The 23,143-nt window shown below is 68.7% G+C and carries 23 protein-coding genes and 1 riboswitch; of the genes, 7 read left to right on the top strand and 16 right to left on the bottom strand.

What is annotated here, in order from left to right; genetic code table 11:
* Window positions 1-26 precede the first annotated feature (26 nt).
* The gene (locus OG568_RS35610) at window positions 27-266 is read right to left on the bottom strand and encodes a hypothetical protein (RefSeq protein ID WP_054231545.1); all 240 of its coding nucleotides are present in this window, start codon (window positions 264-266) and stop codon (window positions 27-29) included.
* Window positions 267-418: 152 nt separating this feature from the next.
* On the opposite strand from OG568_RS35610, the gene OG568_RS35605 reads away from it, so the two are divergent.
* Window positions 419-1,150, top strand: a complete 732-nt coding sequence (locus OG568_RS35605) for a rhomboid family intramembrane serine protease (protein WP_266414740.1) — start codon at window positions 419-421, stop codon at window positions 1,148-1,150.
* On the top strand, window positions 1,147-1,428 hold the full coding sequence (locus OG568_RS35600) for an Lrp/AsnC family transcriptional regulator (protein ID WP_054231546.1): 282 nt from the start codon (window positions 1,147-1,149) through the stop codon (window positions 1,426-1,428). Before OG568_RS35605 ends, OG568_RS35600 begins: the two co-directional genes overlap by 4 nt.
* A gap of 72 nt (window positions 1,429-1,500) precedes the next feature.
* Here OG568_RS35600 and OG568_RS35595 read toward each other — a convergent pair whose 3' ends face one another.
* The 6 genes from OG568_RS35595 to ctaE all read right to left on the bottom strand — a co-directional run bounded on the left by OG568_RS35595 (window position 1,501) and on the right by ctaE (window position 8,889).
* Window positions 1,501-2,862 carry an aminotransferase class V-fold PLP-dependent enzyme gene (locus OG568_RS35595; protein WP_329534523.1) on the bottom strand — a complete coding sequence of 454 codons (1,362 nt, stop codon included), beginning with the start codon at window positions 2,860-2,862 and terminating at the stop codon, window positions 1,501-1,503.
* Between the two features lie 194 nt (window positions 2,863-3,056).
* Window positions 3,057-3,173: riboswitch (SAM riboswitch) on the bottom strand.
* A gap of 281 nt (window positions 3,174-3,454) precedes the next feature.
* Window positions 3,455-4,519, bottom strand: a complete 1,065-nt coding sequence (gene trpD, locus OG568_RS35590) for an anthranilate phosphoribosyltransferase (protein ID WP_266414733.1) — start codon at window positions 4,517-4,519, stop codon at window positions 3,455-3,457.
* Between the two features lie 149 nt (window positions 4,520-4,668).
* Window positions 4,669-6,309, bottom strand: coding sequence for a cytochrome bc1 complex cytochrome b subunit (gene qcrB / locus OG568_RS35585; RefSeq protein ID WP_329534522.1), 1,641 nt, complete (start codon window positions 6,307-6,309; stop codon window positions 4,669-4,671).
* Complete coding sequence (gene qcrA / locus OG568_RS35580; RefSeq protein WP_329534521.1) at window positions 6,306-7,370, bottom strand: cytochrome bc1 complex Rieske iron-sulfur subunit; 1,065 nt, start codon at window positions 7,368-7,370, stop codon at window positions 6,306-6,308. Before qcrA ends, qcrB begins: the two co-directional genes overlap by 4 nt.
* On the bottom strand, window positions 7,367-8,176 hold the full coding sequence (gene qcrC / locus OG568_RS35575) for a cytochrome bc1 complex diheme cytochrome c subunit (RefSeq protein ID WP_266414729.1): 810 nt from the start codon (window positions 8,174-8,176) through the stop codon (window positions 7,367-7,369). Before qcrC ends, qcrA begins: the two co-directional genes overlap by 4 nt.
* A 92-nt stretch (window positions 8,177-8,268) precedes the next feature.
* The gene (gene ctaE, locus OG568_RS35570; RefSeq protein ID WP_329534520.1) at window positions 8,269-8,889 is read right to left on the bottom strand and encodes an aa3-type cytochrome oxidase subunit III; all 621 of its coding nucleotides are present in this window, start codon (window positions 8,887-8,889) and stop codon (window positions 8,269-8,271) included.
* A gap of 193 nt (window positions 8,890-9,082) precedes the next feature.
* Here ctaE and OG568_RS35565 point away from each other — a divergent pair, with 193 nt between their 5' ends.
* The gene (locus OG568_RS35565) at window positions 9,083-9,484 is read left to right on the top strand and encodes a response regulator transcription factor (protein ID WP_075026437.1); all 402 of its coding nucleotides are present in this window, start codon (window positions 9,083-9,085) and stop codon (window positions 9,482-9,484) included.
* A gap of 62 nt (window positions 9,485-9,546) precedes the next feature.
* On the opposite strand, the gene OG568_RS35560 is transcribed toward OG568_RS35565, so the two are convergent.
* The 4 genes from OG568_RS35560 to ctaC form a co-directional block, all read right to left on the bottom strand.
* Complete coding sequence (locus OG568_RS35560; protein ID WP_329534519.1) at window positions 9,547-10,809, bottom strand: L,D-transpeptidase; 1,263 nt, start codon at window positions 10,807-10,809, stop codon at window positions 9,547-9,549.
* Window positions 10,810-10,959: 150 nt separating this feature from the next.
* Window positions 10,960-11,358, bottom strand: coding sequence for a cytochrome c oxidase subunit 4 (locus OG568_RS35555; protein ID WP_266414719.1), 399 nt, complete (start codon window positions 11,356-11,358; stop codon window positions 10,960-10,962).
* Complete coding sequence (gene ctaD / locus OG568_RS35550; RefSeq protein ID WP_266414717.1) at window positions 11,355-13,091, bottom strand: aa3-type cytochrome oxidase subunit I; 1,737 nt, start codon at window positions 13,089-13,091, stop codon at window positions 11,355-11,357. Before ctaD ends, OG568_RS35555 begins: the two co-directional genes overlap by 4 nt.
* Window positions 13,088-14,047, bottom strand: a complete 960-nt coding sequence (gene ctaC / locus OG568_RS35545) for an aa3-type cytochrome oxidase subunit II (protein WP_266414714.1) — start codon at window positions 14,045-14,047, stop codon at window positions 13,088-13,090. The genes ctaD and ctaC overlap by 4 nt, the downstream gene beginning before the upstream one ends.
* Before the next feature lie 356 nt (window positions 14,048-14,403).
* Here ctaC and OG568_RS35540 point away from each other — a divergent pair, with 356 nt between their 5' ends.
* Window positions 14,404-15,789, top strand: coding sequence for a cysteine desulfurase/sulfurtransferase TusA family protein (locus tag OG568_RS35540; RefSeq protein WP_329534518.1), 1,386 nt, complete (start codon window positions 14,404-14,406; stop codon window positions 15,787-15,789).
* Here OG568_RS35540 and OG568_RS35535 read toward each other — a convergent pair whose 3' ends face one another.
* On the bottom strand, window positions 15,790-16,764 hold the full coding sequence (locus tag OG568_RS35535; RefSeq protein WP_329534517.1) for a carbohydrate kinase family protein: 975 nt from the start codon (window positions 16,762-16,764) through the stop codon (window positions 15,790-15,792).
* A gap of 134 nt (window positions 16,765-16,898) precedes the next feature.
* Between OG568_RS35535 and OG568_RS35530 the strand changes: the two genes are divergently transcribed.
* A complete protein-coding gene (locus OG568_RS35530; RefSeq protein WP_266414707.1) occupies window positions 16,899-17,114 on the top strand; it encodes a hypothetical protein in 216 nt (71 codons plus the stop codon).
* 129 nt (window positions 17,115-17,243) lie between these two features.
* Entirely contained in the window at window positions 17,244-18,764 is a 1,521-nt protein-coding gene (locus tag OG568_RS35525) for a hypothetical protein (RefSeq protein ID WP_329534516.1), read from the top strand.
* 112 nt (window positions 18,765-18,876) lie between these two features.
* Here OG568_RS35525 and OG568_RS35520 read toward each other — a convergent pair whose 3' ends face one another.
* Window positions 18,877-19,233, bottom strand: a complete 357-nt coding sequence (locus OG568_RS35520; protein ID WP_266414703.1) for a HesB/IscA family protein — start codon at window positions 19,231-19,233, stop codon at window positions 18,877-18,879.
* 310 nt (window positions 19,234-19,543) lie between these two features.
* Here OG568_RS35520 and nadA point away from each other — a divergent pair, with 310 nt between their 5' ends.
* The gene (gene nadA / locus OG568_RS35515) at window positions 19,544-20,728 is read left to right on the top strand and encodes a quinolinate synthase NadA (protein WP_266582110.1); all 1,185 of its coding nucleotides are present in this window, start codon (window positions 19,544-19,546) and stop codon (window positions 20,726-20,728) included.
* A gap of 8 nt (window positions 20,729-20,736) precedes the next feature.
* On the opposite strand, the gene OG568_RS35510 is transcribed toward nadA, so the two are convergent.
* The 3 genes from OG568_RS35510 to pspAA form a co-directional block, all read right to left on the bottom strand.
* Window positions 20,737-21,420 carry a response regulator gene (locus tag OG568_RS35510; protein ID WP_266414699.1) on the bottom strand — a complete coding sequence of 228 codons (684 nt, stop codon included), beginning with the start codon at window positions 21,418-21,420 and terminating at the stop codon, window positions 20,737-20,739.
* Window positions 21,417-22,673 carry a sensor histidine kinase gene (locus OG568_RS35505; protein WP_329534515.1) on the bottom strand — a complete coding sequence of 419 codons (1,257 nt, stop codon included), beginning with the start codon at window positions 22,671-22,673 and terminating at the stop codon, window positions 21,417-21,419. Before OG568_RS35505 ends, OG568_RS35510 begins: the two co-directional genes overlap by 4 nt.
* Before the next feature lie 191 nt (window positions 22,674-22,864).
* On the bottom strand, window positions 22,865-23,143 hold the full coding sequence (gene pspAA, locus OG568_RS35500; protein WP_329534514.1) for a PspA-associated protein PspAA: 279 nt from the start codon (window positions 23,141-23,143) through the stop codon (window positions 22,865-22,867).

The raw sequence follows: 23,143 nt of genomic DNA, 5'->3' as shown, positions 1-23,143 counted from the left end.
CCAATGTCTGTGCGGAGCCCGCTCCCTCAGGAGCCGGCGCCCGGCCTGTCCACCAGTTCCACCTGATCCACCGCGTTGCACCACCGGCAGCGCACCGACTCGATGGTCTCACTGACCACCTTGCGCTCCTCGACGTTCGGCTCACCGGCCAGGTCGAGGTGCACATACTCGACGACCTTGGACGAGCGGGTCACGTCGAATCGCGTGAGGTTGCCGCAGAGTGTGCAGCGCCAGCGAGTCTCGGCGGTCGGGAGGGGAACCGTCATGTGGCAGTCGCTTTCCTTCTAGTGTCCGTCCAGCGCCAGTCTCTGGTGCGTGTGGCTCGTTACCCTACGGCCTGGCGGGTACTCGACGCTCGGCCGTCCACAGCGGCGAGGCACTCTGTGTACATCGGTCCGGTTACGTCATGCTCTGTTCCATGATCAGTACCTGGGGTACCGCGGTCGGCAGGACGATGCGCGGCCAGTCCGCGCCGGTGACGTACGGACTGATCTTCGTGTGCTGCCTGATCTTCCTGATCGGCCCCGCCTCGGGACTCAATCCGTCGTTCGGCACCGGGGACGCGCTGGTGGTCGCCCAGCGGACCTACTTCCGGCGCTGGGGCGTGATCCCCGTCGAGCTCTTCGACGGGATCCCGAGCGCCTGGCTCACCCCGGCCACGGCCCTGTTCATCCACGGCAGCTGGCTGCACCTCCTGGGCAACATGCTCTTCTTCTACGTCTTCGGAGCGATGACCGAGGAACGCATGGGCCACGTCCAGTTCGCCGTCTTCTACGTGGTCTGCGGATACCTCGCCCTGCTGGGTTACGCGATCGCCAACTCCGGCTCCGAGCAGACCCTGGTCGGCGCCTCGGGGGCGATCTCCGCGGTCCTCGGAGCGTTCCTGTACCTGTTCCCCAAGGCCCGGGTGACCAGTCTCTTCCCCTTCCTCTTCTTCCTGCCGCTGCGCTTCCCCGCCTGGGTCGTGCTGCCCTTCTGGGTGACCCTGCAATGGCTGGCGGCGGGCCGCAGCCCCTCGGGCCCCGGGGTCGCCTATCTGGCCCACCTGGTGGGCTTCTCGCTGGGGTTCGTCTACGCGTGGGTGCGGTTCGGGCGGCCGACTAGAGTGAAAACCCCAGCAGCAGCCCCCGAGGGAGAAAACCAGCCGTGATCACCGCGATCGTGCTCATCAAGACCAGCGTGGACCGGATCCCCGAGATCGCCGAGTCGATCGCCGCGCTGGACAGTGTCAGCGAGGTCTTCTCCGTCACCGGTACGTACGACTTGATCGCCATGGTCCGGGTGAAGGCCCACGACGACCTGGCGGACGTCATCCCCGGCAAGATCAGCAAAATCCCCGGCGTCGAGGGGACCGACACCCATGTCGCCTTCCGCACGTACTCCCAGCACGACCTGGAGGCGGCGTTCGCCATCGGCCTCGACAGCTAGGCACGGCCGCGCGGTCCTTCGGGGGATGTGGGGGCGGAGCCCCCACGCACTCCCACGCACCCCGAGCCAACCTCAGACCGCCGGAACGCAGCGGCCTTCCTCCGTGCGGTAGTTCCACTTCGCCCCGTCCCGCACCAGTTCCTTCACGGCCCGGACGAACCGCTCCACGTGCTCGTCGGGCGTACCGGCCCCGAAGCTGACACGGATCGCGTTCAGGGACTTCTCCCCCGGCGCCGCCTCGGGCGCCCCGCACTCCCCCTGCGTCTGCGGATCACTGCCGAGCAGCGTCCGCACCAGCGGGTGGGCACAGAAGAGACCGTCCCGCACCCCGATCCCGTACTCGGCGGACAGCGCGGCCGCGAAGTGCGAGCTGTTCCACCCCTCGACGACGAACGAGATGACACCGACCCGGGGGGCGTCGTCGCCGAAGAGGGAGAGGACACGGACCTCGGGGACCTCGGCGAGACCCTCGCGGACCTTCTCGATCAGGTACCGCTCGCGGGCGACCAGGGTGTCGAAGCCGGCCTCGGTGAGCGCCTTGCAGGCGGAGGCGATGGAGTAGGCGCCGATGACGTTCGGGGAGCCGGCCTCGTGGCGGGCGGCGCTCTCGTGCCACTCCACGTCGACTCCCCCATTCGTCCGCCGCGTGACCTTGCGGCTGGCGCCGCCGCCCGCGAGGTACGGCTCGGCCTCGCGCAGCCAGTCGGCGCGGCCCGCGAGCACGCCGGAGCCGAACGGCGCGTACAGCTTGTGCCCGGAGAAGGCGACCCAGTCGACGTCGAGGTCCCGGACCGACACCGGGTGGTGCGGGGCGAGCTGCGCGGCGTCCAGGACGATACGGGCGCCGTGCGCGTGCGCGGCGGCGGCGAGCTCACGCACCGGCCACAGCTCGCCGGTGACGTTCGAGGCGCCGGTGACGCAGACGAGGGCCGGGCCGTAGGGGTCGCGGTCGGCGAGGGCCCGCTCGAGGGCCGTGACGGCCTGCTGGGGCGTGCGGGGCGCGTCGAGGTAGGTGACCCGGGCGTCCTTCCACGGCAGCAGGGAGGCGTGGTGTTCCGTCTCGAAGACGAACACCTGGCAGTCGGCCGGGAGGGTGGCGGCGAGCAGGTTGAGGGAGTCGGTGGTGGAGCGGGTGAAGACGACCTGGTCGTCGCCTCGGCAGTCGAGGAACTCCGCGACGGTCCTGCGGGCGTTCTCGAAGAGGTCGGTGGACAACTGGGAGAGGTACCCGGCGCCGCGGTGCACGCTGCCGTAGTACGGGGCGTACGCGGCGACGTCGTCCCACACGCGCTGCAGGGCGGGGGCGCTGGCGGCGTAGTCGAGCGCGGCGTAGGTGACCTCGCCGCCGGTCACGAGCGGGACGGTGACATCCCGGCCCAGAACGGGCAGCGGGGCACAAAAGGTCTGGTCGGCGGCAGCGGTGGAGACAGACATGGCGAGGCTCCTGTGAGAGGCAGGCGGAATCGCTGCGCGGGCCGGGTGCACGGGGGTATCGCTGTGCACCCGCGCGGCTCGGCGCAGGGAGGAAAGGCAAAAGGGGTACGCGGAAGCGGGGCTCTACGCCCTATCGCATTCGCTTGCTCACAGAAGGCTCCCTCGAACGACCAGGACCCCTGGGATTCTCGAGGGGTCCGCGCTTGCCGTAGACCTCGCTGCCTACGGCCTGGTCTTCACCCGGGGCACCCCGCCACGGACGGAGGGTTGCCGGACAGCCGGCCGGGGCCTGATGGCTGTCGCTCATGACCTGATACCGCATCCTGCCATACGATCTTTCGCCCGCAACCCGGCGTCCGTATACCGGGACGCCGGGTCGTGGGGACGCCACCCACGTTCCTCGCCCCCGCCGCCCCTACCCGTCCCATCCCTACCTGGGGGCTCCGCCCCCAGACCCCCAAAAGATCGCGCAGTTCCCCGCGCCCCTGAAGGGACGGGGAAATGGGGGCGCAGCCCCGCCTCAGGGGCGCGGGGAACGGCGCGAGCAAGCCCCACCGGCCCGTGGACGGAGAACCGGGGCTCCGTCGGACGCCTACGCCTGGCTGGCGGCCACCCAGCGTTCCAGCGTTCGTTTCGCCGCCCCCGAGTCGATCGCCTCCGCCGCCTTCGCCATCCCGGCGCGGAGCTGGTCCGCGAGCGGTGCGTCGGTCGGGGACAGGGCGACGAGGGCCGCCGCGGAGTTCAGGAGCACGGCGTCCCGTACGGGCCCCGTCTCGCCGTTGAGCAGCCGCCGGGCGATGTCCGCGTTGTAGGACGCGTCGGCGCCACGCAGGGCCTCCACCGGGACGAGCTCGAGGCCGACGTCACGCGGGTCGAAGCGCTCCTCGGTGACCTTGCCGTCGCGGACGATCCAGACCCGGGACGTCGCGGTGGTGGTCAGCTCGTCCAGGCCGTCGTCGCCGCGGAAGACGAGCGAGGAGTTGCCGCGCTCGGCGAACACGCCCGCCACGATCGGCGCCATGCGCAGGTCCGCGACTCCGACGGCCTGTGCCCTCACCCGTGCCGGGTTCGTCAGCGGACCCAGCACGTTGAACGTGGTCCGGATCCCCAACTGCCCCCGCGCCGCAGCGACATGACGCAGCGCCGGGTGGAACTTCACCGCGAAGCAGAAGGTGATCCCGGCCTCCTCCGCGACCTCGGCCACCCGCTTCGTCGTCAGGTCCAGATTGACGCCGAGCTTCTCCAGGACGTCCGAGGCGCCGGACGCCGAGGACGCGGCCCGGTTGCCGTGCTTGACGACCTTGGCACCGGTACCGGCCACGACGATCGACGACATCGTGGAGATGTTCACCGTCTTCGCGCCGTCACCTCCCGTGCCGACGATGTCGACGGTGTCCCCCGGCACCTCGATCACATTGGCGTGCTCGTACATCGTCCGGACGAGACCGGAGATCTCCTCGACCGTCTCGCCCTTGGCCCGCAGCGCCACCGCGAACCCGGCGATCTGCGCGTCCGTCGCCTCGCCGCTCATGATGCGGTCCATCGCCCAGGCGGTGTCGTCCGCGCTCTGGTCGCGGCCCTCGAGCAGGCCGTTCAGCACCATGGGCCAGGAACGGCCCGCCGCGGTGTTGCCTCCAGCGGGGTTCACAGCGCTCATAAGCCGCTCCTGGGTCCGTCCCGGAAAGGGACTCCGTGTAGATGGGAACACCCTATCCAGGCCCGGAGACGGCAAAGAGCCCCCGTCCAGGCAATGGACGGAGGCTCTCGCCGTGGCGATCAGTAAGGACCGGTCAACCGGTCGGAAGATCAGTGGTGGCCGTGGCCGCTCGTGATCTCCTTGAACTCCTCGACCGTGGGCTTGGGGATCTGGCTTTCCTCCCCGTAGAAGCCCTCGCTGAGCTTGGAGCGGAGCCTCTCCGTGCCCTTCACCCTGCGCTCGACACCGTTCTCGTCGACCGTCGGGCCGATCTCGGCGGGCTTGTACTGCTCGTGCGCGGTGAGCGTGTGCAGGGCCTCCTGGCTGAGCGGCTCGTGCACCTCGATGAACTCACCGTGCGGCAGGCGCTTGATGATGCCCGACTCGCGGCCGTGCAGCACCTTGTCCTTGTCGCGGCGCTGGAGGCCGAGGCAGATCCGCTTGGTGATGACGAACACGATGAACGGCACGATGAAGAAGCTGACGCGCACGAACCAGGTGATCGAGTTGATCGACAGGTGGAAGTGCGTGGCCCAGATGTCGTTGCCACCACCGACGAGCAGCACGAAGTACCAGCTGATCCAGGCGGCGCCGAACGCGGTCCGGGTCGGGACGTTGCGCGGGCGGTCCAGGATGTGGTGCTCGCGCTTGTCGCCGGTGACCCAGGACTCGATGAACGGGTAGACCGCGATCGCGACCAGGACCAGCGGGAAGATCACCAGCGGGAGGAACACGCCCAGGACGAGTGTGTGACCCCAGAGGTTGATCTCCCAGCCCGGCATGACACGGATCAGGCCCTCGGAGAAGCCCATGTACCAGTCGGGCTGCGCGCCCGTGGACACCATGTCCGGACGGTAGGGGCCCATGGTCCAGATCGGGTTGATCGAGGCGATCGCCGAGATGGCCGCGATGACACCGAAGACCAGGAAGAAGAAGCCTCCGGCCTTGGCCGTGTAGACCGGCAGCAGCGGCATGCCGACGACGTTGTTGTTCGTCTTTCCGGGGCCCGCGAACTGCGTGTGCTTGTGGTAGAAGACCAGGATCAGGTGGGCTACCAGCAGGCCGAGCATGATGCCCGGCAGCAGCAGGATGTGGACCGAGTAGAACCGCGCGACGAAGTCGCCGCCCGGGAACTGTCCGCCGAAGAGGAAGAACGACAGGTACGTGCCCACGATCGGCACGGACAGGACCGCGCCCTCCATGAAGCGGACACCGGTGCCGGAGAGCAGGTCGTCCGGGAGCGAGTAACCGGTGAAGCCGGTGAACATGCCCAGGACGAACAGCAGGAAGCCGAACAGCCAGTTGACCTCACGCGGCTTGCGGAACGCACCCGTGAAGAACACGCGCATCATGTGCACGAACATGCCGGCGAGGAAGATCAGCGCGGCCCAGTGGTGGATCTGCCGGACCAGCAGACCACCGCGCACCTCGAACGAGATGTGCATCGTCGAGTTGAACGCCTCGGACATCAGCTGTCCCTGCAGCGGGACGTAGCTGCCGTGGTACGTGACCTCGTTCATCGACGGGTGGAAGAACAGCGTCAGGTACACACCCGTGAGGATGATGATGATGAAGCTGTAGAGGCAGACCTCACCCAACATGAACGACCAGTGGTCGGGGAAGATCTTGCGCATGTTGGACTTGGCAAGGGAGTAGATCCCGAGCCGTCCGTCGGCCCAGTCGGCGACCCTCTCGCCGGCCGGGGCCTTCTCGCGCGAGGAGCCCGAGTCGGAAGTGGTGGTAGTGCTCATCCGCGCTCCCAGAAGGCAGGACCGACGGGCTCTTCGAAGTCGCCGAGCGCTTCGAGGTAACCCTGTTCGTTCACACCGATGCGCAGCTGCGGCAGGGCGTGACCGGCCGGGCCGAAGATCACTCGGGCACCGTCGGAGAGGTCGAAGGTGGACTGGTGGCAGGGGCAGAGCACGTGGTGCGTCTGCTGCTCGTACAGGGAGATCGGGCAACCGACGTGGGTGCAGATCTTCGAGTACGCCACGATGCCCTCGTGTGACCAGGCGAGCTCGCGCTTGTCCTTGATGTTCTCCGGCTGGAGCCGGACGATCATCAGGGCCGCCTTGGCGATCTGGAGCTGGAAGTCCTCGTCGTGCTCCTCCAGGCCCTCGGGCTTGGCGAAGGTGAGCGAGCCGACGGCGACGTCGGAGGCGCGCAGCGGCTCGTTCGTGTTCATGTTGACGAGCAGCTTGCCCTTGGACCAGAGCGTGTGGCGCAGCTTGGTGCCGGGCAGCGGGCCCAGGTCGCGCAGCAGCATGACGCCGGAGAGCGGGAACAGGGCCAGCGCGCCGAACATCGTGTTGCGGATCAGCTTGCGGCGGCCGAGCGCGGACTCCTTGGCGCCCTCCTTGAAGTCGGCCATGACCTTGGCCTTGACCTCGGGCTCCGCCTCGATCGGGTGACGCTGGTCGGCGATCTCCACGTCGGACATCAGGGTGCGGGCCCAGTGGACCGCTCCCGCGCCGATCGAGAACAGCGCCACACCGAGGGTCATCCCCAGCGCGAAGTTCAGCGCGCTGATGTGGCCGAGGGGGAACACGAAGATCGACTTGTCCGGCGGGATCGCCACGTACGAGGCGATGAAGCCGACAGTGGCCAGCATCGACAACGTGAACAGCATGGCGACGACGCGCTCGGACCGCTTGGCGGCCCGCTCGTCGATGTCCTGGATGCGGTGCTCGTGGGGCGGCAGGCCCGGGTCCGCGAACGGGTTGGTCTCGTCCGCGACGGCTACCGCGCTGTGACCGTGCTCGTCGACCTGCTCAGCGGGCAGGTTCTCTTCTGGAATCTCTTTGCTACTCATGACTTCTTGGCCTTTGCGGTCCGAGCGGCGACCCAGACGGCGACGGCGACCAGGGCGCCAAGACCGAAGATCCAGCCGAAGAGGCCTTCACTGACCGGCCCGAGGCCGCCCAGATCCAGGCCGCCGGGGCTCTCGGTGTCGTCACCGTTGACCGCGTTGAGGTACGCGATGATGTCCTTCTTGTTCTTCTCCGACAGCGTGGTGTCGGGGAAGGACGGCATGTTCTGCGGGCCGGTCTGCATGGCCTCGTAGATGTGCTTGGGGTCGACACCCTCAAGGCTCGGCGCGAACTTGCCGTGCGTCAGCGCGCCACCCTTGCCGGTGAAGTTGTGACACTGCGCGCAGTTGGTACGGAAGAGCTCACCGCCCTTGGCGATGTCCGCGCCCTCGGGGCTGACCTGGCTCTTCGTAGGCACCGTGGGACCAGCGCCCAGCGAGGCGATGTACGCCGCGAGCTGGTCGATCTCGGCCTGCGAGTAGATGACCTTCTTCTTCGGGATCTGAGCGCCCGGCTGCTGGGCCGGCATACGGCCGGTGCCGACCTGGAAGTCGACCGCCGCGGCGCCCACGCCCACCAGGCTCGGACCGTCGGAGGACCCCTGACCGCCGGTTCCGTGGCAGCTGGCGCAGCCCACGGCGTAGAGCTTCTTGCCCTCGTCAATGGCAAGGGACTGGGCGGTCGTATCGGCCTGCGCCTTGCTCGCGGGTGCGAACGCGGCGTACAGCCCCCCGGTGGCCGCCAGCGCGAGGAGTAGGACGACGACCGCCGCCAGCGGATGGCGTCGTCGTGCGGAGAGCTTTTTCACGGATTACCCCGGTGTCAGGATCTTCTGCGTCGATGCTTCTGGAAATGGATCGGTTCGTCGCGTGCGATCGGTTCGCCGCGGACGCCGCCCGGTTACTTGATCAAGTAGATCGTGGCGAAGAGGCCGATCCAGACGACATCGACGAAGTGCCAGTAGTAGGACACGACGATGGCGGCGGTCGCCTGCTCGTGAGTGAACCTCTTGGCCGCGTAGGTGCGGCCGAGGACGAACAGGAAGGCGATGAGGCCACCCGTCACGTGCAGGCCGTGGAAGCCGGTGGTCAGGTAGAACACCGAGCCGTACGGGTCGGAGGAGAGCGAGATCCCGTCCTCCCTGACCAGATTGGTGTACTCGAAGATCTGACCGCCGATGAAGATCGCACCCATCACGAACGTGACGATGAACCACATCCGGAGCTTCTTCACGTCCCCGCGCTCGGCGGCGAAGACGCCGAGCTGGCAGGTCAGGGAGGAGAGCACCAGGATCGTGGTGTTCGAGGCCGAGAACGGGATGTTGAGATGGTCGGCCATCTCTTTCCAGTGATCCGGCCCGGTCACCGATCGCAGGGTGAAGTACATCGCGAAGAGGGCCGCGAAGAACATCAGCTCGGAACTCAGCCAGATGATGGTTCCGACGCTGGTGAGGTTCGGTCGATTGACCGACGGGTGCGCGTGCCCGGTTTCTACTGTCGTTGCTGTCGCCACGACCGACATTATGTCGGTCGCTTATCCCGCCCTCACGCCCGGGGGTGCCGTTCGGGGTGTTGATGGGGTGTGTCCAGCCCGTATGGCCCATCGAAGCCCTGTCCGAACCGGTGTTGACGAGGTGTTTGAGGGAGTAGCATCCGCGCCATCGGTACCAGGAGTTCCCGACCAATGCTGTGCTTCTTAGATGCGTGGAGGAACAATGCAGCCGACCGCCACGGTGCTGGTCTACAGCGACGACTCCAACACCCGGGGGCAGGTGCGGCTGGCGACCGGCCGCAGACCGGCCCCCGACGTTCCCCAGGTCGAGTTCATCGAGTGCGCCACGCCCGCCGCCGTCCTGACGGAGCTCGACAAGGGCGGCATCGACGTCTGCGTGCTGGACGGCGAGGCGGTTCCGATGGGTGGCATGGGCGTCTGCCGGCAGATCAAGGACGAGATCTTCAACTGCCCGCCCGTGCTGGTGCTCATCGGGCGGCCCCAGGACGCCTGGCTGGCCACGTGGAGCCGTGCGGACGCGGCGGTGACCCTTCCGGTGGATCCGGTCGAGTTCGCCTCCGCGTTGGCCTCCCTGCTCCGCCGCAAGGCCCTCCTGGGCGCCTGAGAGTTCGGAGCCGCGGAAGGACACAGCCCCGCGCCTCTCTCGGGGCGCGGGGCAGGTCGTTCTCAAACGCTCTCCGGGCGTAGCCTCGCCCGGTCCGTCAGTTTCGGGCCCTCCGGGACGCCCGCTGTCAGGGCGCTGCCGTTGCGCCAGTCCTTCCAGGCGACGTTCCAGTCGCCGAAGCCGTTGTTGAACGGGGTCATGGCGTCGCCGTTGGAGTTCTGGACCTTCACGATGTCGCCCTGGCGGACGTTCTTGAAGAACCACTCGGCGTTGCTGGTGCTCATCCCGGTGCAGCCGTGGCTGACGTTGGCGGAGCCCTGCTCCCCCACCGACCAGGGCGCGGCGTGCACATACTCGCCGCTCCAGGTGACCCGGGTCGCCCAGTAGACGGGCAGGTCGTAGGAGTCCGCGCTGCCCTCGGCGATGCCGACGGTGGTGCCGCGCATCCGTACGAAGGGCTCCTTGCCCAGTACGACCTTGACGCCGTTGCGGGTCTCGAAGCCCGGCTTGCCGGTGGTGACGGGGATCTGATTGATCACCTGGTCGTTCTTGTAGATCGTCATGGAGTGCGCGGCGGCGTCCGTGACGGCGACGAAGCGGTCCCCGGTGGTGAGCGTCAGGGGCTTCGCGTCGCCGCCCCAGAGCCGGTCGGCGATCTTGATGCCCTTGAGGTTGCTGTGGGCCTGGATGGTGGCGTGGGTGGGCCAGTACTCCTTGGGCCGATAGTGCAGCGTCTTGTCGTCCACCCAGTGCCAGGCGCCCTCCGCGGCGGGCACGGAGTCGACCCTCAGGGCGCCCTCGACGATCGCGCGTGCGGCCTTGTCCTTGACCGGGGCGCTGAGTTCGGCGGTGATGGGCTGACCGACGCCGTACTCGCCCGCGGCGGGCCCCAGAGTCACGTTGAGGGGCTTGTTCGTGGTGGGCGCGGTGGTCTCGAAGGCGACGATCTGCCGGCCGGGTGCGCCGTCCTCGTCCTCCGTGCTCACATGCACCGTGTAGTGGGCGCCCGCGGCCAGCGGTGAGGTGCTGTGCCAACGGGTGCCGTCGGCGGCGAGTTCGCCCGCCACATAGCGCCCCGACGCGTCGACGGCCGTCACATCGGTGATGCGCTCGTCGTCGCCCTTGGCGGTGATTTCCAGGGGCTTGTCCGGGTCGACCTTGCGGCTGTCGCCGACCACGTCGGTGAAGGAGAGCTGACCCGCCGCGTCGTACGGCCGGGCGGAGAGCGGGTGGCCGCTTCCGCCGCAGGCAGCGGCGGCCGCGCCGAGGGCGACCACCAGCGTGGTGCGGCTGACGACCGTGCGGATTCGCGGTGCGTGATTCATGGACTCACGCTATGAACACCCGTCAGCCTCGGCGCGGCGAGTGAGCCGTGCGGGGGATGTGGCGTACGGCAAAAGAGGAAGCCCGGACTCTCCGTCAGGAGAATCCGGGCTTCCCGGGTGTCCAGCGATCGCTACGGGACCGTGAGCGTGCTACTGGGTGCGGTTCTCACCGTGGTAGTACTCGAAGACCCAGCCCCACAGGCCGATCAGGATGATCGGGAACCCGAAGTACAGCAGCCACCAGCCGAAGACGACGGCCATGAAGGCGAGCGCCCCACCGAAACCGAGCGCGAGCGGCTGCCAGCTGTGCGGGCTGAAGAAGCCCACCTCGCCGGCCTCGTCCGCGACATCGGCCTCGTCGTTGTCCTGCGCCAGCTGGTCGACCCGCCGGGCCGTGAAGGCCAGGTAGTAGCCGATCATCACGCTCAGGCCGAAGGCCAGGAAGAGCGCCGTGGTGCCGGCCGGCTCCTTCGACCACACGCCATAGACGATCGCCATGACGAGGATGAAGGCAGCCAGCCAGAGGAACATCTTGCCTTGGACCTTCACTTGCCGGCCTCCTTGCCACCGGAGAGGGCCTTCTCACCGTGACCGGCGTTCTCGAGCTGGTCGAGAGCGGCGATCTCCGGGTGGTGCAGGTCGAAGGCCGGGGATTCGGAACGGATCCGCGGCAGCGTGAGGAAGTTGTGGCGCGGCGGCGGGCAGGACGTGGCCCACTCCAGCGAGCGGCCGTAACCCCACGGGTCGTCGACCTCGACCTTCTTGCCGTACTTGGCGGTCTTCCACACGTTGTAGAAGAACGGCAGGATCGACAGGCCGAGCAGGAACGAGCTGATCGTCGAGATCGTGTTCAGCGCGGTGAAGCCGTCGGCGGCGAGGTAGTCCGCGTAGCGACGCGGCATGCCCTCGACACCCAGCCAGTGCTGCACCAGGAACGTGCCGTGGAAGCCCACGAACAGCGTCCAGAAGGTGATCTTTCCGAGGCGCTCGTCGAGCATCTTGCCGGTGAACTTCGGCCACCAGAAGTGGAATCCGGAGAACATCGCGAACACGACCGTACCGAAGATCACGTAGTGGAAGTGCGCCACCACGAAGTACGAGTCCGAGACGTGGAAGTCCATCGGCGGCGAGGCCAGGATGACACCGGTCAGACCACCGAAGGTGAAGGTGATCAGGAAGCCGACCGCCCAGAGCATCGGGGTCTCGAAACTCAAGGACCCCTTCCACATCGTTCCGATCCAGTTGAAGAACTTCACGCCTGTCGGTACGGCGATGAGGAACGTCATGAAGGAGAAGAACGGGAGCAGTACGCCACCGGTGACGTACATGTGGTGCGCCCACACGGTCACGGACAGACCGGCGATCGAGATCGTCGCGGCGATCAGGCCCATGTAGCCGAACATCGGCTTGCGGGAGAACACCGGGATGACTTCGGAAATGATGCCGAAGAACGGTAGCGCGATGATGTACACCTCTGGATGGCCGAAGAACCAGAAGAGGTGTTGCCATAGCAAGGCTCCGCCATTGGCGGCGTCAAACACATGCGCACCGAATTTTCGGTCCGCCTCCAGCGCGAACAGCGCCGCCGCCAGCACGGGGAAGGCCAGCAGCACCAGCACCGCGGTGAGCAGCACGTTCCACACGAAGATCGGCATGCGGAACATCGTCATGCCGGGGGCGCGCATGCAGATGATGGTGGTGATGAAGTTGACCGCACCGAGGATCGTGCCGAAGCCGGAGAAGGCCAGACCCATGATCCACATGTCGGCGCCGACACCCGGCGAGCGGACCGCGTCCGACAGCGGGCTGTAGGCGAACCAGCCGAAGTCGGCCGCGCCCTGCGGGGTGAGGAAGCCACCCACCGCGATGGTCGAGCCGAACAGGTAGAGCCAGTAGGCGAACATGTTCAGCCGCGGGAACGCCACGTCGGGCGCGCCGATCTGCAGCGGCATGATCCAGTTCGTGAAACCGGCGAACAGCGGCGTCGCGAACATCAGCAGCATGATCGTGCCGTGCATCGTGAACGCCTGGTTGAACTGCTCGTTCGACATGATCTGCGTGCCGGGGCGCGCCAGTTCGGCACGCATCAGCAGCGCCATGACGCCGCCGATGATGAAGAACGCGAACGACGTGACCAGGTAAAGCGTGCCGATCGTCTTGTGGTCGGTGGTGGTGAGCCACTTGATCACGACGTTGCCCGGCTGCTTGCGCCGCACCGGCAGCTCGTTCTCGTACGAGTCTTCGGCTGCCCCGGCACCCTGAGGTTCGTTGAGGATGCTCACAGGTTGTTCGTCTCCCGGTTCTTCTCGTGGCCCGTCTGCTCAATGCCGGCCGGGACGTAACCGGTCTGTCCCTGTGCCGCGAGCTGCTTGAGGTGGGCCTCGTAGCGCTCGGGGGAGACGACCTTCACGTTGAAGAGCATCCGGGAGTGGTCGACGCCGCACAGCTCGGCGCACTTGCCCAGGAAGGTGCCCTCCTTGTTGGGGGTCACCTGGAAGGAGTTGGTGTGGCCCGGGATGACGTCCATCTTCATCAGGAACGGCACCACCCAGAAGGAGTGGATGACGTCACGCGAAGTGAGGACGAAGCGGACCGTCTTGCCCTTGGGCAGCCAGAGGGTCGGACCGGGGTTGCCCGTCTGCGGGTTCCGCTCACCCGGCGTACCGACCTCGTAGACACCGCCGGCGTTCGCCGGGAAGTCCTTCTTGAACCGGTCCGGGATGGCGGCCAGGTTCGGGTCGATCTTGGCGTTGCCGGTGACACCGGGAACGTCCTCGATGTAGTTGAAGCCCCAGCTCCACTGATAGCCGACCACGTTGACCGTGACGTCCGGCTTCGGCTTGAGGCTGAGGAGCTTCGTCTCGTCGCGGGCGGTGAAGTAGAACAGCACCGAGACGATGATGAGCGGGACTACCGTGTACAGCGCCTCGATGGGCATGTTGTACCGGGTCTGCGGAGGAACTTCGACCTTGGTGCGGCTGCGCCGGTGGAAGAACACACTCCACAGGATCAGGCCCCACACCAGCACGCCAACGGCGAGCGCGGCCGCCCAGGACCCCTGCCACAGGGAGAGGATCCGCGGACCCTCTTCCGTGGTCGGGGTGGGCATACCAAGGCGGGGGAAGTCCTTGTATGTGCAACCGGTGGCGGTCGCCAGGACCAGGCCCGCAGTCAGTGCCTGCAGCAGCTTCCGCCGCATCGGGCGCCGCGGCGAGCGGTCGGAGCCGTTGGGACTCACGTAGCGCCTTCCCGAGAGTCTCGCCCGCGCGGTCGGCTGCGGCCTTCTCGCTGGTCGGTCGCCGCCCTGCGTCGGGCAGGGGTTTGGATGTTTATGCGGACCAAACCCTACTGGACGCTATTTGGGGTCGCGCGGGGAGGGTGCCCAACGCGCCGCTGGGTCAGCCGAAGGGGGTGGGTTGCCCTGCTCCGGGCTACTTCTGACGGAGGTTTGGGGCGCCCAGGAGCTCGGGACGGGGAGACATCAAGGCGGCTGCGGGCTTGTTGTGGCTTGTCGCGCCCCGCGGCGGAGCCGCAGCTGTCACCGCCTCGCGCCCCTTTGCGGCGCTGGGCCGACCGGGGCTTTAGCGTTGGGGGGTGGTCTACTTCGATGCTGCTTCCGCTGCTCCTCTCCACCCCGTCGCCCGGCAGGCCCTGCAGGCCTCGCTCGACGAGGGATGGGCCGATCCCGCACGGCTCTACCGGGAAGGGCGGCGGGCCCGCATGCTGCTCGACGCGGCGCGCGAGGCGGCGGCCGAGGCGGTGGGCTGCCGCCCGGACGAGCTGACGTTCACCTCGTCGGGCACCCGGGCGGTGCACTCCGGAATCGAGGGCGCCCTGGCGGGCCGTCGGCGCGTCGGACGCCACCTGATCGTGTCATCGGTCGAACATTCGTCGGTACTCCATTCGGCGGAGGTCCACGAGGCGGCGGGCGGCTCGGTGACGACGGTGCCCGTCGACCGCGCGGGCAGGGTCTCTCCTTCTTCCTACGCCGCCGCCCTGCGCCCCGACACCGCGCTCGCCTGCCTCCAGTCCGCCAACCACGAGGTGGGCACGGAGCAGCCGGTGCGGGAGGTCGCGGAGGCGTGCCGGGTGGCGGGGGTGCCGCTGTTGGTGGACGCGGCGCAGTCACTGCCGTGGAGCCGGGTGGAGGGCGACTGGTCCCTGCTGACGGCAAGTGCCCACAAATGGGGCGGTCCTTCGGGGGTCGGACTGCTCGTCGTGCGCAAGGGGGTGCGGTTCGCTCCCCAAGGACCCGTGGACGAGCGGGAGTCGGGCCGGGCGGCGGGCTTCGAGAACATCCCGGCCGTCGTGGCCGCGGCGGCGTCACTGCGCGCGGTTCGGGCGGAGGCGGCCGCGGAGGCCGCGCGCCTACGGGAACTGACGGAACGGATCCGCGTACGGGTGCCCGAACTGGTCCCGGACGTCGAGGTGGTCGGGGACGCGGTTCACCGTCTGCCGGGGATCGTCACCTTCTCCTGTCTGTACGTCGACGGGGAGACGCTCCTGCACGAACTGGACCGGGCGGGCTTCTCCGTCTCCTCCGGCTCCTCCTGCACGAGCAGCACACTGACCCCGAGCCATGTCCTGAAGGCGATGAGTGTCCTGAGCGAGGGCAACGTCCGGGTCTCGCTGCCACCGGGTACGCCGTCCGAGGACGTCGACCGGTTCCTGTCGGTACTGCCGGACGCGGTCTCGGACGTACGCGAGAGACTCGGCGCCCCGACGGCGCCGGCGCCGCCCTCCCCGTCCCCCTCCGACGCGCTGGTGGTGGACTCCCTCGGCAAGCGCTGCCCCATCCCGGTCATCGAACTGGCCAAGGTCATCGGGGACGTGCCGGTGGGCGGCACGGTTCGCGTCCTCTCGGACGACGAGGCGGCCCGGCTGGACATCCCGGCGTGGTGCGAGATGCGGGGCCAGGAGTACGTCGGGGAGGAGCCGGCGGACCACGGCTTCGCCTATGTGGTCCGCCGGGTGTCCTGATCAGGCCAGGTGGGCCCGGACCTCGATGGCCGCGTCGTCGCCGTACGCCTTGGTGAAGCGGTCCATGAAGTGGGCGCGGCGCAGCTGGTACTCCTGGGTGCCGACCGTCTCGATGACCAGCGTGGCGAGCATGCAGCCGACCTGGGCGGCGCGCTCCAGGGAGACGCCCCAGGCGAGGCCGGAGAGGAAACCGGCGCGGAACGCGTCGCCCACGCCCGTCGGGTCGGCCTTGCGCTCCTCGTCCGGGCAGCCGACCTCGATCGGGTCCTCACCGGACCGCTCGATGCGCACGCCCCGTGCGCCGAGGGTGGTCACACGGTGACCGACCTTCGACAGGATCTCCTCGTCGCTCCAGCCCGTCTTGGACTCGATGAGCCCCTTCTCGTACTCGTTGGAGAAGAGGTAGGTCGCCCCGTCCAGCAGTATCCGGATCTCGTCGCCGTTCATACGGGCGATCTGCTGCGAGAAGTCCGCGGCGAAGGGGATCGTGCGGGAGCGGCACTCCTCCGTGTGGCGGAGCATCGCCTCCGGGTCGTCGGCGCCGATCAGGACGAGGTCGAGGCCGCCGACCCGGTCCGCGACCGACTTGAGCTCGATCAGCCGGGCCTCGCTCATCGCGCCCGTGTAGAAGGAGCCGATCTGGTTGTGGTCGGAGTCCGTGGTGCACACGAAGCGCGCGGTGTGCAGCACCTCGGAGATGCGGACCGAGCTGGTGTCGACGCCGTGGCGGTCCAGCCACGCCCGGTACTCGTCGAAGTCGGAGCCCGCGGCCCCGACCAGGATCGGCCGGGTGCCCAGCTGTCCCATGCCGAAGGCGATGTTCGCGCCGACGCCACCCCGGCGTACGTCGAGGTTGTCGACCAGGAAGGACAGGGAGACCGTGTGCAGCTGGTCCGCGACGAACTGGTCGGCGAAACGGCCGGGGAAGGTCATGAGGTGGTCAGTGGCGATGGAGCCGGTGACTGCGATACGCACGGCGAGGACACGCTCCTGCGACGGAAGGGGATTGACAGTTCACGCTACCCGGTCGACACGTGCCCTCTGAAGCGGTCAAAACTACCCGATAGTAGGTCTTTCTTCGTAACACTCGGCGTGCATACGGTTCCGTCATGACGAACCGCAAGATCCACGGCTCCGCTCCGCACGACCTCGAAGGCGATCTGGCGTCGCTGCGCGGCGACGGCGCCATGGCCCGGGACTGGGCGGCACCGGACCCGATCATCTCCCGTCCCGACCTTCCCGTGTCCCCTTCGCGCATCCACGGGGTGACCGTGCCGCCCGCGTCCGCCCGCCTGCTGGACGCGATGTCCGACTACGGCGACTGACAGGGCCCGAAAGGACCTCGAAAAGGGCGGCCACGAACGGCGCCCGCAGGGAACCGTGCGCTCCCCCGCTGCGTCCCATCGCTGTCCCCCGTATAGGGGATGCGGTGTACGACCAGAAGGAGCGATGCGGTGAGCACCGAGCGACCCGACAGCGAAGCGACCCAGCCCCCCGAGGACGGCGGCGAGACGGTGAAGCCGCACCGCCGCCATTCCCCGGTGGCCGTCGCCTCGGTCGCCGCCGCCGTGCTGATCGTCGGAGGCGGCGGGGCGTATTTCGCCGCGACCGCATCCGGCGGCGGGAGCGACCGCGGCCACTCCGCGACCCCCGGCACCGACGGCACTCCCCCGCCGCTGGCCCTCGACGGCTCCACCGAGGGCGGCACGAGTGGTACGGGCGGCATCGCGCCCGGTGAGCCCAACCCCTACGGCACGACCTATCACGCGGACGGCAAGCTGCCCGGCGGCCCGGACTCCGCGCCCGTCTACGCGGCGAAGGGCGAGGTCACGGCCGCCGAGGTGACCCGCCTGGCGAAGGCCCTCGACATCGCGGGCACCCCGAAGCTCACCGGCGAGACCTGGAAGGTCGGCCAGGACAAGGACGGCTCGGGACCGAGCCTCCAGGTGAACCAGCGGGCTCCCGGGACCTGGACGTTCAGCCGGTACGCGCCCGGCACCGACAACTGCAAGGGCGCCGTGTGCAGGAGCGACCCCGGCTCCCCGAGCAGCCACGCGGTGAGCGAGGCCGCCGCGAAGAAGGCCGCCGCGCCCGTACTGAAGTCGTTGGGCCAGGACGACGCCAAGCTGGACGCGAGTCAGCTCATGGGCGCCGTGCGGGTGGTGAACGCGGACCCGAAGGTCGGGGGCCTGCCCACGTACGGCTGGACCACCGGCGTCCAGGTCGGCCCGGACGGCCAGGTGGTGGGCGGCAACGGCCAGGCGAAGACGCCGGTGAAGGGGGACACGTACCCCGTGCTCGGTGCACAGAAGACCCTGGACCTTATGAACGGCTCGGCCTCTGTGGCGCCGCCGGGCGGTGGGCGCATGGGACCCGGCGGCTGCGCCAGTGCCGTACCGCTGAAGGACCGTGACGAGACGCCGTGCGGCGCGTCGACGGTGGTGCCGAAGCGGGAGTCGGTGGCCGTCGAGAAGGCCGTCTTCGGGCTGGCCTCGCACTTCGTGTCCGGACACCGGACGCTGGTGCCGTCCTGGCTGTTCGAGGTACGGCCGAAGGGCACGGACTCCGCCTTCACGGTGACGCATCCGGCGGTCGACCCGGAGTATCTGACCTCATCGGAGCCCACCCGGGCGCCGACCGCCACCCCCAGCCCGCGGCCGTCCGCGGCGCCGACCTCCCACGACGTCCAGGTGCAGGGCTACACGGCCGACGGCAAGGACCTGACCGTGAGCTTCACGGGCGGGGTGTGCGCGGACTACTCCGCCTCGGCGAGCGAGACCACGGACAAGGTGACCGTCAAGGTCACCGCGACGCCGTGGCAGGGCAAGATCTGCATCCTGATCGCCAAGGTGTACGAGAAGACGGTGCGTCTCGACCAGCCGCTCGGCGACCGGAAGGTCGTCGGCACGGACGGCAGGCCGATCCCGGAGGGCAAGGTGGCCGGCGCCTCGTTGAAGACGCCTCAGGCGCGGTAGGCGCGGGAGCGGGAGCTCTGCGGACGGTCGGTCCCGAACACGCGAAGGCGGCGTCCCTGTCGGAGGGGGACGCCGCCTTCGTACGCGTTACGCGTTCAGCAGTCGGCCGGGCTCAGCTGAAGGAGTCGCCGCAGGCGCAGGAGCCCGTCGCGTTCGGGTTGTCGATCGTGAAGCCCTGCTTCTCGATGGTGTCCACGAAGTCGATGGACGCGCCGCCCAGGTACGGAGCGCTCATGCGGTCGGTGACGACCTTGACGCCACCGAAGTCCTTGACGACATCGCCGTCGAGGGAACGCTCGTCGAAGAAGAGCTGGTAGCGCAGGCCGGAGCAGCCGCCGGGCTGAACGGCGACGCGCAGTGCCAGATCGTCGCGGCCTTCCTGGTCGAGCAGGGCCTTGACCTTGGCCGCGGCGGAGTCGGACAGCACGATGCCGTCGCTCACGGTGGTCTTCTCGTCCGATACGGACATCTGCTTTTCTCCCGGGTTGTACGGAGACTGCTTGCCGACGTCTGCAACCGTCGGGGCCGCGGATTCATTCCGGGCCGAGAGTCTGCCTTTCCGTGGTCGCCTCGTTCTCTCCTCTCATGCTCGCACATGCTCCAGAGCACGGACAGCGGCCTGTGGACAACCTCCGGGATTCACGTCACATCGACGCTATGGGCGTCGTCAATATGACGTGAAGCAGTTATGATAGATAGCGTCAATTCGACGAAAAGGCATGTTCCGCTGGATCGCCCCCGTGATCCAAGCGAGCCGCAGAACAGAAAGGGTGCGTGTCGTGACCACCGCCCAGACCCAGGAGCTCGACGTACAGCCGACGCCCCTCGCCCTGCTGCTGCTCGGCCGTGAGGCCGACCCGAGGAGCGAGCGCGGCGTGGAGTGTCCCGGAGACCTGCCCTCGCCGTCCGACCCGGATCTCGTGGAACGGGCCCGCGCGGCCAAGGAGAAGCTCGGGGACAAGGTCTTCGTGCTCGGCCACCACTACCAGCGCGACGAGGTCATCCAGTTCGCCGACGTCACGGGCGACTCCTTCAAGCTGGCCCGCGACGCCGCCGCGCGCCCCGAGGCCGAGTACATCGTCTTCTGCGGTGTGCACTTCATGGCGGAGTCCGCGGACATCCTGACGTCCGACGACCAGAAGGTGGTCCTTCCCGACCTCGCCGCCGGCTGCTCCATGGCCGACATGGCGACGGCCGAGCAGGTCGCCGAGTGCTGGGACGTGCTGACCGAGGCCGGGGTGGCCGAGCAGGTCGTACCCGTCTCGTACATGAACTCCTCCGCCGACATCAAGGCGTTCACCGGCAAGCACGGCGGCACGATCTGCACCTCCTCCAACGCCCAGCGGGCCCTGGAGTGGGCGTTCGAGCAGGGCGAGAAGGTCCTCTTCCTGCCCGACCAGCACCTCGGGCGCAACACCGCCGTCCGTGACATGGGGATGAGCCTGGAGGACTGCGTCCTCTACAACCCCCACAAGCCGAACGGCGGCCTCACCGCGGAGCAGCTGCGCGACGCCAAGATGATCCTGTGGCGCGGCCACTGCTCGGTCCACGGCCGCTTCTCGCTGGACTCGGTGAACGACGTCCGCGAGCGCATCCCCGGCGTGAACGTCCTCGTCCACCCCGAGTGCAAGAACGAGGTCGTGTCGGCGGCGGACTACGTCGGCTCCACGGAGTACATCATCAAGGCCCTGGAGGCCGCCCCGGCCGGCTCCAAGTGGGCGATCGGCACGGAGCTGAACCTGGTCCGCCGCCTGGCGAACCGTTTCGCGGCCGAGGACAAGGAGATCGTCTTCCTCGACAAGACGGTCTGCTTCTGCTCCACCATGAACCGCATCGACCTCCCCCACCTGGTGTGGACCCTGGAGTCCCTCGCCGAGGGCAACCTGGTCAACCGCATCGAGGTGGACAAGGAGACGGAGGCGTTCGCGAAGCTGGCGCTGGAGCGGATGCTGGCGCTGCCGTAACCCGGGGATCACTCCGCCCTGGGGCGTACCAGGCCCGACTCGTAGGCGATGACGACGAGTTGGGCCCGGTCGCGGGCGCCGAGCTTGGCCATGGCCCGGTTGACATGCGTCTTCACGGTGAGCGGGCTGACCTCCAGCCGCTCGGCGATCTCGTCGTTGGAGTGTCCTCCCGCGACCTGGACGAGCACCTCGCGCTCGCGCCCCGTGAGCGCCTCGAGCCGCTCGGCCCGGGCGGAGTCCCGGCCCTCGTCGCAGCCGTCGCCCTGGGCGAGGAACTTGGCGATCAGTCCCTTGGTGGCCGCCGGGGACAGCAGTGCCTCGCCGCCCGCCGCGATCCGGATGGCGTTCAGCAGCTCCTCCGGCTCCGCGCCCTTGCCGAGGAAGCCGGAGGCCCCCGCCCGCAGCGACTGCACCACGTACTCGTCGACCTCGAAGGTCGTCAGCATGACCACCCGCACGTGCGCGAGCCCCGGGTCGGCGCTGATCAGCCGGGTGGCGGCCAGGCCGTCGGTCCCCGGCATCCGGATGTCCATCAACACCACGTCGGCGCGGGCCTCCCGGGTGAGCCGCAGCGCCTCCGCTCCGTCGGACGCCTCGCCCACGACCTCCATGTCGGGCTCGGAGTCGACGAGGACACGGAACGCGCTGCGCAGCAGCGCCTGGTCGTCGGCGAGCAGGACACGGATGGTCATGCGGAGTCCCCCAGGGCGGGCGCGGCACGGTTCTTGACCGGAAGGATCGCATGGACCCGGAAGCCGCCTCCGTAGCGGGGACCGGTCGTGCAGGTGCCGCCGAGCGCGGTGACCCGCTCGCGCATCCCGAGCAGACCGTGCCCGCCGCCCTCCTGCGGACCGCCCTCCTGCGGACCGTCGTCCTGGCCGGGTCCGTCGTCCTGGCCGGGTCCGTTGTCGAGGACGGTCACTTCCACGTTCGGTCCCACCCGGACGACGCTGATCTCGGCCTTCGCCTCCGCACCCGCGTGTTTCTGCACATTGGTGAGGGCTTCCTGGATGACTCGGTACGCGGCGAGGTCGACGGCGGCGGGAAGGGTGGTGCCGTGGTCGGCGCGGGCGACTTCGACGGGAAGTCCGGCGTTGCGGAAGGTGTCGGCGAGTTCGTCGAGGCGGGCGAGGCCCGGAGCGGGTTCGGTGGGTGCCTCGGGGTCGCCGGACTGGCGCAGCAGGCCGACGGTGGCACGCAGTTCGTTGAGGGCCGAGCGGCTGGCCTCGCGGACGTGCGCGAGGGCTTCCTTGGCCTGGTCGGGGCGCTTGTCCATCACATGAGCCGCGACTCCGGCCTGCACGTTGACGAGGGCGATGTGGTGGGCGACGACGTCGTGCAGGTCGCGGGCGATGCGCAGCCGCTCCTCGGCGACCCGGCGGCGGGCCTCCTCCTCGCGGGTGCGCTCGGCGCGGTCGGCGCGTTCGCGGATGGCGTGCACGAAGGCACGACGGCTGCGTACGGCGTCGCCCGCGGCGGCGGCCATGCCCGTCCAGGCGAAGATCGCGAGGTTCTCCTGCGCGTACCAGGGCAGGGGGCCGACCAGCATCGCGCAGGCCGTCAGCACCGTCATCGTGAGCAGGCCGACACGCCAGGTGGTGGGGCGGTCCGTGGCCGACGCGACGGTGTAGAGGGCGACGACGGCGGACATCACCACCGGGGCTCTGGGGTCGCTGGCCACCAGTTCCAGGGCGGAGAGGGCGCCGGTCGTGGCGAGGATCGTTCTGGGGGCGCGGCGGCGGAGCACGAGGGCGGCGGCGCTGAGCACCATGAGGGTGAGGCTGAGGAGGTTCGGGGTGTGCGCGCCCCAGGTCGCTCCGTCGTCCCCGTGGGGGTCGATGAAGGAGCTGGCCATCATCGTCACGAGTACGCCGGTCGCCAGGGCGGCGTCCAGGGCCATCGGGTGCGCGCGGAGTCTGTACTTCGTGCGCTCTAGGGTGCTCACCCGGTTTACGGTACGGGGCCCTCGCAGGGGGCGGAACGGGGCTACTGGCTACCGTCGGCCGGTTCCTCGATCGCCGGACGGGCCGGAGCTTTCAGGGGCGCGGGGAACCGCGCGACCAGCCCCCACCGGCCTGCGGCCAAGGCACTTCCGAAGCTGAGGAGGTCCCCCCGCTCAACCCCCGGAGGGAACCGTCAGCCGGGGATCAGGCCCTCGTCCGTCAGCATCTCGCGGACCTCTTCGAGGGTCGCGTCGGGGGACGGGAGGATGAGGTCCGAGGGTTCGAGGGCGTCGTCGGGGAGCGGAGCGCCGAGCCGCCGTACCTGGTCCAGGAGAGTGGTCAGGGTGCGCCGGAAGCCCGCCCCGTCACCGCTCTCCATCTCGGCGAGCAGCTCGTCGTCCAGCTTGTTCAGTTCGGTGAGGTGGCTGTCGTCCAACCTCACCTGCCCCTCCCCCATGATCCGTACGATCAT

It is taken from the genome of Streptomyces sp. NBC_01450, from assembly GCF_036227505.1.
Classification (GTDB): Bacteria; Actinomycetota; Actinomycetes; order Streptomycetales; family Streptomycetaceae; genus Streptomyces.
This window is presented reverse-complemented; position numbering and strand designations above follow the sequence as displayed.

Coding starts and splice junctions, on each gene's coding strand:
- OG568_RS35520 (WP_266414703.1), bottom strand. CDS start 19,233: ATGTCCGTATCGGACGAGAAGACCACCGTGAGCGACGGCATCGTGCTG.
- OG568_RS35510 (WP_266414699.1), bottom strand. CDS start 21,420: ATGACCATCCGTGTCCTGCTCGCCGACGACCAGGCGCTGCTGCGCAGC.
- pspAA (WP_329534514.1), bottom strand. CDS start 23,143: ATGATCGTACGGATCATGGGGGAGGGGCAGGTGAGGTTGGACGACAGC.
- OG568_RS35610 (WP_054231545.1), bottom strand. CDS start 266: ATGACGGTTCCCCTCCCGACCGCCGAGACTCGCTGGCGCTGCACACTC.
- OG568_RS35560 (WP_329534519.1), bottom strand. CDS start 10,809: ATGAATCACGCACCGCGAATCCGCACGGTCGTCAGCCGCACCACGCTG.
- ctaE (WP_329534520.1), bottom strand. CDS start 8,889: ATGTCGGTCGTGGCGACAGCAACGACAGTAGAAACCGGGCACGCGCAC.
- OG568_RS35530 (WP_266414707.1), top strand. CDS start 16,899: ATGACGAACCGCAAGATCCACGGCTCCGCTCCGCACGACCTCGAAGGC.
- OG568_RS35595 (WP_329534523.1), bottom strand. CDS start 2,862: ATGTCTGTCTCCACCGCTGCCGCCGACCAGACCTTTTGTGCCCCGCTG.
- qcrA (WP_329534521.1), bottom strand. CDS start 7,370: ATGAGTAGCAAAGAGATTCCAGAAGAGAACCTGCCCGCTGAGCAGGTC.
- OG568_RS35605 (WP_266414740.1), top strand. CDS start 419: ATGATCAGTACCTGGGGTACCGCGGTCGGCAGGACGATGCGCGGCCAG.
- qcrB (WP_329534522.1), bottom strand. CDS start 6,309: ATGAGCACTACCACCACTTCCGACTCGGGCTCCTCGCGCGAGAAGGCC.
- trpD (WP_266414733.1), bottom strand. CDS start 4,519: ATGAGCGCTGTGAACCCCGCTGGAGGCAACACCGCGGCGGGCCGTTCC.
- OG568_RS35565 (WP_075026437.1), top strand. CDS start 9,083: ATGCAGCCGACCGCCACGGTGCTGGTCTACAGCGACGACTCCAACACC.